Raw genomic sequence first — 6819 nt, 5'->3', positions numbered from 1 at the left:
ACCCCCCCCCCCCCGCTTGCGCTCCTCGTCTTGACAACCCCCCCCCCTGAACACTCACGACCGGCCGCGGCAGACCTCACGGCTTGCGGGCGACCCCGCCGAGGGTCAGGAAGTTCAGCTCGCCCAGCTGGTGCAGCCGGGGGCCGTCCGGCCACCACTCGTGCAGGTAGACCAGCCCCGGCCGGAGCAGCTCGGTGCCTTCGAAGAACCCGGCGATCTGCTCGCGCGTGCGGAAGACGCTGCCCAGCCCGGTGCCCTGGAAGCTGGTCTCCAGCAGCCGCGCCAGCTCCTGGCGCGGGGAGTCCTCTTCCGGGTCGAAGTTGTGCGTGAGCAGCAGGAACGACCCGGGCGCGAGCGCGGCGACGTACTCCGCGACGATCGCCCGCGCGCGCTCGTAGTCGTCGATGTGGTGCACGATCGAGGTCAGGATCAGGGCCACCGGCCGCGAGAAGTCGAGGTACTCCTTGACGACCTCGTCGCCGAGCGTGTCGGCCGGGCGCGTCAGGTCGGCGCCCGTCACGTGGGTCAGGTAGTTCTCTTCGAGCAGCGCCCGGCCGTGCACCAGCACCACCGGGTCGTTGTCGACGTACACGACCTGCGCGTCCGGGTTGTACCGCTGCGCCACCTCGTGCGTGTTCTCCGCCGTCGGCATGCCGGAACCGAGGTCGAGGAACTGGTCGATGCCGCGTTTGCCGGCGAGGAACCGCACCGCGCGCACCAGCCAGTCCCGGTGTTCCTTGGCCATCGCGCGGGAATCGGGCGCGATGGCCAGCAACCGCCGCATCGCTTCGCGGTCGACCTCGTAGTGGTCGTGGCCGCCGAGGAGGGCGTCGGACAGCCGGGCCAGGCTCGCCTTGCTGAAATCGAGCGCGGCCGCACCGCCCTCGGTTCCGGACCGCAGGTCGCCAGGCGTCATCGGCTGCTCTCCCACTCGTCGGTGGCCGGCGACGCTCCTGCCCCGGGCTTCGCCTGCCGTGTCCGGCAACGGACAGTGCTCAGCCTACGACATGCGGTTCATCAAGTGAACCGGGCGCAAGGGCCTTGCCTGCCAGGGATAACTACCCGAAACGCAGTTCCCGCCAGGTGCGTCCCCCATCCGTGGTCCGGTACACGGCGGAGCCACCGTCGGCGTCCGGCTGGCCGTCGACGACGACGCCGGTGCCGCGGCCGGGGAAGTCGAGATCGGACAGAGCGAGGCCGCGTTCGGACAACCGGAGCGTCGTCCAGGTGCGGCCGCCGTCGGCCGTGCTGTGCAGGAATCCGACGCCGCCGCCCATGGCCGCGACCGTCGCCGACGCCGGCGAGGCGGCGGCGAAGCCTTGGTTGATGCCGGTGAACGGCGCGGCGCCGGTCTCGCTGAACGTCCCGCCGAGCTGCGGCGCGTGCCGCAGCCGCCGCTCGGTCGAGCCGGGCTGCGGCGTGCCGGGGCTGCTGCTGCACAGCGCCACGACCTGCCGGTCCCGGACGCCGGCGAGCGAGGCGACCTCCCCGTCCGGGCACGGCGGGCCGGCCGGGGTGAACCGGACGCCGTCGCGCGAGGTCCAGTACTTCTCGGTGCCGTAGTCGGCGCCGAGCGCGACCTGCAGACCGCCGCCGACGGCCAGGTCGCCGTAGGTGAGCCCACCGGTGACGGCGAACCCGGGCACGGGCGCCAGCGCCGGCGCCCCGGCGGCCGCCGAGTACAGCAGGGTGGAGCCGCGGCCCTCGCCGTAGGTGGTCAGCATGGCGAAGACGCGCCCGCCGGTTTCGGCGATCTTGGAAAGGAAGTACGGCTCCCGCGCCCCGACCAGGGTGACCGGCCGCCAGGTGGCCCCGCCGTCGCGGGTCGCGCGCAGGTGGACACCGTCGCTGACGTAGGCGACCCGGTCGCCGACGGCCGTCAGGGCGACGTGGTTGTGGTTGTCCGGCAGCGGCACGGGCGGCGCCCCCAGCCGCCGCCAGTGCTGTCCGCCATCGGCGGTGCCGAGCAGCGCCGGGCACCACGACCCGCCGCACGGCGAGTACCCGAGGACGTAGCCGGTGCCGGGACCGGTCCAGCTGGTCGACGCGGGCCGGAAGCCGTTCGGGACGGCGGTTGCGGCGGCCGCGGGCGAGGCGGACGCAGCCAGGAGGGCGAGGACGGACACCAGCAGCGCACCGCGCCGGGGAGTTCTCATGATCACCTGGACGTCCCGTGCGGGGCGGGGTTGCCCGCTCGGCCCGCAGTTGCCCCGCGCGGCTCAGCGCTGTGGGCCGGTTTCGCCTGGGCAACCGCCAACCGGGGGACCGAACCGGCTCACGCTCGTCCCCGGCTCAGGAACTCCGCCGCGGCCCCGGCCCAGCCAGGCAGGAAGTGCCCCGCATCTTCGGCCAACCGGACATCGGCGTCCGGAAGAGCCTCCCGCAGCCTCGCCGCCGCGTCCCGCTGGTCGAGCAGCACGTCCCGGGCGCCGAACTGGGCCTGCACCGGCATCGCCAGTTCGCGCAGGCGCTCGGCCGGGAACACCGGGATCGCCCCCAGCCGTGGTTTGAAGTGCTCGAACGTCGCCAGGGTGAACTCGCCGATCGCGCGCCGGGCCGGGTCGGGCGGGCTGCCCGCTGCGACCATGGCCAGCGCTCGGCGGCGTCCCCAGGCACCGCACAGGCGGTAGGCGGCGAACCGGACGATCGGCGCGACCCGGCGCCGGCCGATCCCGGACGGGTTGACCAGCGCGAGCGCGTCCACCCGCGCGGGACGGCGGAGGGCGTAGTCCAGCGCCCACCAGCCGCCCAGCGACGTGCCGAGGAACGCCGCGCGGGGCAGTCCGAGCGCGTCGAGGACGTCGTCGAGCCACTCGGCGTAGGCGGGCGATCCGAGCGGGGGCCGGACCTCGGCCGTCCGGCCCGGCTCGCCGGGCGCGTCGACGGCGTGCACCCGCAGCCGCCCGGCGAGCGTGGCGATGTCCGGGAGCCAGTGCGCGGCGGTGCCGCCGGAGCCCTGCAGCGCGACCACCGGCGGCGCGTCCGCCGGGCCGGACACCACGGCGAAGGTGTCCCCCAGCCGGGTCGCCAGCGTGCGCTGCTCGCACGGCACGGGCCAGCGGCCGAGCAGCGCGTCGTAGCGTTCGCGGACCGCGGCCGCCCCGGACGGCGAGCGGTAGATCGCGGTCACGCCAGGTTCTCCGCGACCGAGGCGACCCAGCGCAGCAGGTCGGCGCCGGCGGCCAGATCACCGAGCACGATGATCTTCATCGTGGCGCGCTCCCCGTCGTAGATGGTCTCGACGCGCAGGGGCCGCTCACCGGCGTCCCGCGCCCCGTTCACCGAGGCCACGACCATGGTGGAAATCCGGTCGGCGGCCGCCCGGTCGACGCCGGCGAGCTCGACGACCCCGGACAGCTCGGCCGCCGGCGCCGCGGCCCGCTCGGCGACCGGCAGGCCGGTGAACGCCTCGAGGTCGGCGGCGGTGATCCGGTACTGCTTGCCGATCCGGACCGCCTTCAACCGCCCGTCCCGCACGTAGTTCCGGACCGTCCGGACGTGCAGGCCGAGCTTCGCGGCGACCTGCTCGACGGAGAAGACGTCCTGCGCCATGACCCTCCCTATTCCGCAAACTACCCTATCACGCCGATGCAAAGGGAAGTTTTCGGAACACAGGGTTCGCTCGCCCGGGTGACGGGTATTCCACAGCGTTGTTCCTGTTCGCCCAGATACGTCCACATCGGACAGTCGAAAGGACGGCGCCGACGATGCCGTATCCCCCGCCCCCGGAGCCGTACGGAACGCCGTACGAGCCCGCCCCCACCGAAGAGATCGTGGAGCGCACCCACCCGCGCATCCGGGTCGTGCGCACGGTCAACGCCCTCATCCACCTCGTCTGCGCGGTGTTCGCGCTGGTCCTGGCCGTGCACATCGTGCTGGTGCTGGGCGGGGCGAACTCGGCGAACGGCTTCGCGCACCTGATTTCGGAGTGGTCGGCGGGCGTGTCGCTCGGCCTGCGGAACCTCTTCACGCCGGACTCGGCGGGGCTGCGGACGTTCCTCAACGACGGCCTGGCCGCCGTCCTGTGGCTCGTCTTCGGCGCCATCCTGACCGACGTCATCACGCGCATCGGCATCCCCGGCCCGCGGCGGGTCTGGTACCGGCGCAGCTACCGCTGACCCTGCGCGAAGAAGGCCTCCCCGACGCGGTCGGGGAGGCCTTCTTCGTGATCTCGGTCAGCGCTGGGGCTGTTCGGCAGCCGGCTGAACGGGCTCCGGCTCGGGTTCGGGCAGGGCCTGGCCGGCCGGCTCGCCGCCCCGGGGTGCGGGAACGCCCTCGGCGGCGATCGCGTCGAAGTGCTCACGGCACCAGCGGCCGTAGCGCCTTGCGTGCACAGTCATCGCGTCCACCTCCTCTCCACGGGCGATCCTCGTCACACCTTCAGCGTCCTCCGCCGCAGCGCCGAACGCCAACAGATTTAAGCGGGACTTAACAGACACGAACGGGTGAACGTCCACAAAGGACAGCACCTGCCCGGGGCTTCGCCCCGAGCCGGGGGCTCCGCCACCCGGACCCCCGAAAAAAGGCGGGTCAGCCCGCGAACTCCTTCACGACCGTCCGGCAGAAGGCCGGCAGGTCGTCCGGGTTCCGGCTGGAAACCAGTCCGTTGTCCACTACTACTTCTTCGTCGACCACGGTGGCACCAGCGTTACGCAGATCCGTCCGGATGCTCGGGTACGAGGTCAGCGTGCGGCCTCGCACGACATCCGCTTCGACCAGCGTCCACGGACCGTGGCAGATCACCCCGACCGGCTTGCCGGCGCGCACGAAGTCGCCGGCGAACTTGACCGCGGCGGGGTCCGTGCGCAGGTTGTCGGGGTTCATCGTGCCGCCGGGCAGCAGCAGCGCGTCGAAGTCGCCGACCTCGACGTCGGCGACCTTCCGGTCCACCGCGAACCGGTCGCCCTTGTCGATGTCGCCGTTCATCGCCTGGATTTCGCCGGTGTCCAGGGACACCAGCTCGACCGTCGCGCCCTCGTCGAGCACGGCCTGGCGCGGCTTCTCCAGTTCGACCTGTTCGACGCCGTCCGCGGCCAGGATCGCGACCCGGCGTCCTTGCAGTGCGTTCGCCATGGGGCTCCTCCGTCGGAAAACCGATTGCACGGGGATAATTACCCCCTGGCCGGAGCATCAAACCAAGTCCATTTAGGACAGAGGAATCAGTTCGCACACTCGATGGCGAGCACGGCGATGTCGTCGTGCGCCGAGCTGCCGAGCCAGTCGCGCACGGCCTGGCGCAGCCGCCGGACGACCTCGCGCGCCGGCTCGCCGGCCGCGGTCGTGAGCACCGCGCGCAGCCGGTCGTCGCCGAAGAGCTCCGTCGGGTCGTGACGGTTGCGGGCCTCGGTGATGCCGTCGGTGTAGAGCAGGCAGACGTCACCGCGCTCCAGCCGCGCCTCGGCCTCGGCGAACCGGGCCTGCGGCGAGATGCCGACCAGCGTGCCCGGGACGGTCACCTCCTCGACCACACCGGAGCGGCGGACGATCAGCGGCGCCGGGTGGCCGCCGGAGGCCAGCGTCAGGCCGACGCCCCCGTCCGACGGCCGGGCCGTGCCGAGCACCAGGGTGGCGAACCGGCTACTGCCGCCGGCGATGAGCAGTTCGTTGAGCAGCCGCAGCAGCGTGCGGCCGTCGCGTTCGACCATGGCGAGCGCGGTCAGCGCGTGCCGGACCCGGCCGGTGAGCGCGGCGGCCTCGGGCCCCTTGCCGCAGACGTCGCCGAGCACCAGGAACGCGCTGCCGTCGCCGTGGTCGAGGACGTCGAAGAAGTCGCCGCCGACCGCGAGGACCCCGGCCGCCGGCTCGTACCAGGTCTCGAACCGGGCGCCGTCGAGCTCCGGCGGGTCGACCGGGCGCAGCGTCGTCTCCAGGCCGCGGGTCGCCTCTTCCTGGCGGGCGTAGCGCTGGGCGTTGGCCAGGGCCGTCCCCGCCGCGTGCGCGAACCCGGTCACCGCGCGCGCCTGCTCGGCACCGAACTCCGGGTCGCCGCGGCGGCCCAGCAGCAGGGCGCCGGTGACCCCGGCGCTCGCGCTCGGCCCGAGCGAGACGACCGAGACGTCGGCGTGCCCGGCGAACCGGTCGGCGACCACCGACGGCAGGGTGGCGACCTCGGCCGCGGGCACCGGGGCCGGCTGGGGCGGCCCGGTGGCACCGAACGTCGCCGCCAGCACCGGCGCGACCTGGGCCGGCACCCGCCGGATCCGGCCGTGGCCCGGCGCGGCCGGGCGTTCGCAGCTCCACCACTCCCACCGGCCGCGGGTGGTCGGCAGCAGCACGAAGACGGTCTCGGCCAGCGCGGACGCGGCCAGTTCGGCGATCACCCGTGCGGTGCCGTGGCGGCCGCGCGCGGCCGCCAGCCGGGGGCCGGCCTCGGCCAGGAACTCGCCCACGTGCCGCTGCGGGACGTCCTCGGCCGGGACGGTCCAGGCGTGCCAGCCGCCGGGCAGCGCGCGGATCCGGGCCGGGCGCCGGTGGCCCGCCACCTCGACGTGCCCGGAGCTCTCGGTGATCGCGTGCAGCTGCGGCTCGGCGTCGCCGGCCAGCGCCCGCGCCGCCGGGTTCGACCAGCGCAGCACCCCGCCGGTGTCCTGCACGAACACCGCGTCGTGGACGTCTTCGAGGACGGCCCGCGCGAAGGCGTCGAAGGCCGGCGGCCCGCCGTCACCGGTCATCGGTGGCAGGGCCGCCGACGCCGGGGCCGGACGTGACACCATGCACGGACCTCCTGCCTCCGGACTGCTGTCGCACGGCTACCTCGTGAGCGGGCGGGCTGGCTCGAAGTGTAGGGCGAAGCATGGCACGCTGGGTCGACGACCATGG

General features: G+C 73.8%; 8 protein-coding genes. 1 reads left to right on the top strand and 7 read right to left on the bottom strand.

From position 1 onward, the window contains the following. Window positions 1-76: 76 nt before the first annotated feature. The 4 genes from AB0M93_RS32445 to AB0M93_RS32430 all read right to left on the bottom strand — a co-directional run bounded on the left by AB0M93_RS32445 (window position 77) and on the right by AB0M93_RS32430 (window position 3552). The gene (locus AB0M93_RS32445) at window positions 77-916 is read right to left on the bottom strand and encodes an SAM-dependent methyltransferase (RefSeq protein WP_364280459.1); all 840 of its coding nucleotides are present in this window, start codon (window positions 914-916) and stop codon (window positions 77-79) included. 142 nt (window positions 917-1058) lie between these two features. After that, window positions 1059-2162, bottom strand: coding sequence for a hypothetical protein (locus AB0M93_RS32440; protein WP_364280456.1), 1104 nt, complete (start codon window positions 2160-2162; stop codon window positions 1059-1061). 113 nt (window positions 2163-2275) lie between these two features. Beyond that, window positions 2276-3130, bottom strand: a complete 855-nt coding sequence (locus AB0M93_RS32435; protein WP_364280453.1) for an alpha/beta fold hydrolase — start codon at window positions 3128-3130, stop codon at window positions 2276-2278. Next, window positions 3127-3552 carry a helix-turn-helix domain-containing protein gene (locus AB0M93_RS32430; RefSeq protein WP_364280450.1) on the bottom strand — a complete coding sequence of 142 codons (426 nt, stop codon included), beginning with the start codon at window positions 3550-3552 and terminating at the stop codon, window positions 3127-3129. The genes AB0M93_RS32435 and AB0M93_RS32430 overlap by 4 nt, the downstream gene beginning before the upstream one ends. Before the next feature lie 155 nt (window positions 3553-3707). Between AB0M93_RS32430 and AB0M93_RS32425 the strand changes: the two genes are divergently transcribed. After that, window positions 3708-4118 (top strand): hypothetical protein, encoded by a 411-nt coding sequence (locus AB0M93_RS32425; protein WP_364280447.1) that lies wholly within the window; start codon window positions 3708-3710, stop codon window positions 4116-4118. Between the two features lie 57 nt (window positions 4119-4175). Here AB0M93_RS32425 and AB0M93_RS32420 read toward each other — a convergent pair whose 3' ends face one another. From AB0M93_RS32420 to AB0M93_RS32410, 3 genes are all read right to left on the bottom strand, one after another. Beyond that, window positions 4176-4340, bottom strand: coding sequence for a hypothetical protein (locus AB0M93_RS32420; RefSeq protein WP_158226860.1), 165 nt, complete (start codon window positions 4338-4340; stop codon window positions 4176-4178). Between the two features lie 190 nt (window positions 4341-4530). Further along, complete coding sequence (locus tag AB0M93_RS32415) at window positions 4531-5073, bottom strand: type 1 glutamine amidotransferase domain-containing protein (RefSeq protein WP_364280444.1); 543 nt, start codon at window positions 5071-5073, stop codon at window positions 4531-4533. 86 nt (window positions 5074-5159) lie between these two features. Further along, complete coding sequence (locus tag AB0M93_RS32410; RefSeq protein WP_364280441.1) at window positions 5160-6713, bottom strand: SpoIIE family protein phosphatase; 1554 nt, start codon at window positions 6711-6713, stop codon at window positions 5160-5162. Window positions 6714-6819 lie beyond the last annotated feature (106 nt).

The sequence above is a fragment of the Amycolatopsis sp. NPDC051102 genome (genome assembly GCF_040682815.1).
Lineage (GTDB): Bacteria > Actinomycetota > Actinomycetes > Mycobacteriales > Pseudonocardiaceae > Amycolatopsis.
Note: the sequence above shows the minus strand (reverse complement) of the source record. Positions and strands in the feature narration are given on the sequence as shown.

Coding starts and splice junctions, on each gene's coding strand:
- AB0M93_RS32430 (WP_364280450.1), bottom strand. CDS start 3,552: ATGGCGCAGGACGTCTTCTCCGTCGAGCAGGTCGCCGCGAAGCTCGGC.
- AB0M93_RS32410 (WP_364280441.1), bottom strand. CDS start 6,713: ATGGTGTCACGTCCGGCCCCGGCGTCGGCGGCCCTGCCACCGATGACC.
- AB0M93_RS32445 (WP_364280459.1), bottom strand. CDS start 916: ATGACGCCTGGCGACCTGCGGTCCGGAACCGAGGGCGGTGCGGCCGCG.
- AB0M93_RS32420 (WP_158226860.1), bottom strand. CDS start 4,340: ATGACTGTGCACGCAAGGCGCTACGGCCGCTGGTGCCGTGAGCACTTC.
- AB0M93_RS32425 (WP_364280447.1), top strand. CDS start 3,708: ATGCCGTATCCCCCGCCCCCGGAGCCGTACGGAACGCCGTACGAGCCC.
- AB0M93_RS32415 (WP_364280444.1), bottom strand. CDS start 5,073: ATGGCGAACGCACTGCAAGGACGCCGGGTCGCGATCCTGGCCGCGGAC.